The sequence below is a fragment of the Microbacterium sp. genome (assembly GCF_035554235.1).
Lineage (GTDB): Bacteria > Actinomycetota > Actinomycetes > Actinomycetales > Microbacteriaceae > Microbacterium.
Genome location: NZ_DATMIO010000035.1, coordinates 1 through 2,155, shown reverse-complemented (window position 1 = coordinate 2,155; position 2,155 = coordinate 1). Strand labels below are relative to the sequence as shown.

General features: G+C 67.1%; 2 protein-coding genes. Both read left to right on the top strand.

Features of this window, described 5'->3' with window-relative positions; genetic code table 11:
• Positions 1–981: sulfatase-like hydrolase/transferase (locus VNT50_RS01865; RefSeq protein ID WP_325483409.1), on the top strand; the 981-nt coding region annotated here is incomplete at its 5' end.
• Between the two features lie 399 nt (positions 982–1,380).
• Positions 1,381–2,155 (top strand): 50S ribosomal protein L11 methyltransferase (locus VNT50_RS01860; protein ID WP_325483408.1); only part of this gene is annotated, 775 nt, incomplete at its 3' end.

Sequence of the window (2,155 nt, the reverse complement as noted above, 5' to 3'; positions counted from 1 at the left end):
CACGCTCCGTGGCACTCCCTTGAGACCTACGCCGAAGAGGGCCTGGCCGTCGACCCCGACGATGTCGAAGTGCCGCCCTACTACCCCGACACGCCCGAGGTGCGGACGGTGTGGGCCCAGTACCTCTCGTCCGTGCAGGTCTTCGACGCGAAGGTCGGCAAGGTGCGCGAGATGCTCGAGAAGGAGGGGCTGCTGGAGGACACGATGATCGTCGTCTTGACCGATCACGGCCGCGACCTGGTGCGCGGGAAGTTCAACCTCTACGACGCCGGCATCCACCTGCCGCTGGTCGTGTGGATCCCCGAGCAGCACCGACCGGCCGGTTATCAGCCCGGAGCCGTGTCTGACCGGCTGACCAGTGGCGTGGACATCTTGCCGACGATGCTCTCGCTGGCGGGCGTCGAGCTTCCGGCGAACCTGCATGGCGCACCGTTTCTCGGCCCGGAGGCAGGGGAGCGCGAGTACGCCTTCGCGCACCGCGACCGCGTGATCACACACATCGACCGCAGCCGTGCCGTGGTCGACACGCACTTTCACTACATCCGCAACTACATGCCCGATCAGCCCGCGTTCTTCCCACCCAGCCTCTACGAGCAGCTCGACATCGGCTACGACGAGGTGCTGGCCGAGATGCTCCGCCTGCGCGCGGAAGGAAAGCTCACTCCCGAGCAGGAGCAGATCCTTGCCGAGACTCGGCCGATCGAGGAACTCTTCGACATCGAGCAAGACCCCCACCAACTGCGAAACCTCGCGGAGGACCCTGACCTCCTGCCCGTGCTGCGCCGGATGCGGACCGCCCTCGAGCTCTGGAGAGCGCAGACCCAGGACAAGGGTTTCCTGCCCGAGCCGCCTGAGGGCGCGCAGTCGGGTGCCTTCCTGGTCGACTTCTGGGTCCAGACCACCGGCGGCAAGTACAACGTCGATGACTACGGCGTATACGACCTCCCAGTTTCACCTGAGTTCGCCAAACTGATCCAGTAACCGGGCATACGCAGACCTGCGAGCGTCGCAGCGGCGACCACGCTACCCGGCGCGTACCAGAAGGGTGAGTACGTGCCGACACGAGGGGCGATGCGAAGCCAACACGACCTAGACGCAGATCAGCGGCCGGAAGAGCCGTTGCGCTGATGGGCGAGGCGTTCCTTTGGGGGCTCGTCGCCGGTTCGTCCCTGGTCATCGGCGGGATTCTCGCGCTCCGCTTCCGCTTCTCTGCGCGCACGATAGCGACACCGCGGCGGCAGCCGGCGATGGACCATCGCCGGTTCGCACCGCAGCAGCCGCACGCGCCGCGGACACGCTCAGGCTAGGGCCGCATCAGTGCGGACGCCGATCAAGCACTCGCCGGACCCGATGTACGCGGAGTTCGAGGTACACCGTTCGATGATTCGCGACCGCGTTCGCACCGAGGCTTTCCAGCATGCGATCGACTCGGTGGTGCGCTCTGGCGACACCGTGCTCGATGTCGGGGCGGGAAGCGGCATCCTGAGCGTGTTCGCGGCGCGGGCAGGGGCTGCGCGCGTCTACGCGGTGGAAGAGACGTCGGTCGCCGTCCTGGCGCAGGATCTGGCCGTCGCCAACGGGGTCGCGGACATCGTCAATGTGATCCACGGCGACATCATGGACGTCGAGCCGCCGGAACGAGTTGACGTGATCGTCTCGGAGTGGCTCGGAGGGTTCGGGATTGACGAAGGGATGCTCGTTCCGGTCATCGTCTCCCGTGATCGCTGGCTCAAGCCGGGCGGGGTCATGATCCCCCGCTCGGTCACGGCGTGGGCCGCGCTGGTGCACGACCGCTACCTCGGGGAGACGGTGGAGTTCCTACGGGACAACCCGTACGGCCTCAAGCTCGAGGACCTGGTCGAGAAGACCGTCAACGAGGTCTCCTATTCCGGCGGCTCCCGCCACCTTGCGGTCGGCGACAGGCGCTCCGAGCCGAGCCGGTTGTGGACGACGAACGTGGCCCTGATCCCGCTCGAGCAGGCGCGGGCGCCGCACCAAGCCGACAGGATGCTGCGGGTCCGCGACCACGGAATGGCCAATGCGCTCGCACTCTGGTTCAGCGCCGAGCTCGCACCCGGAATCTCACTCTCCGTCGGGCCCGGTGATCCACCGACGCACTGGGGGATGACGACGGCCCCGCTGTACCGGTCCGTGG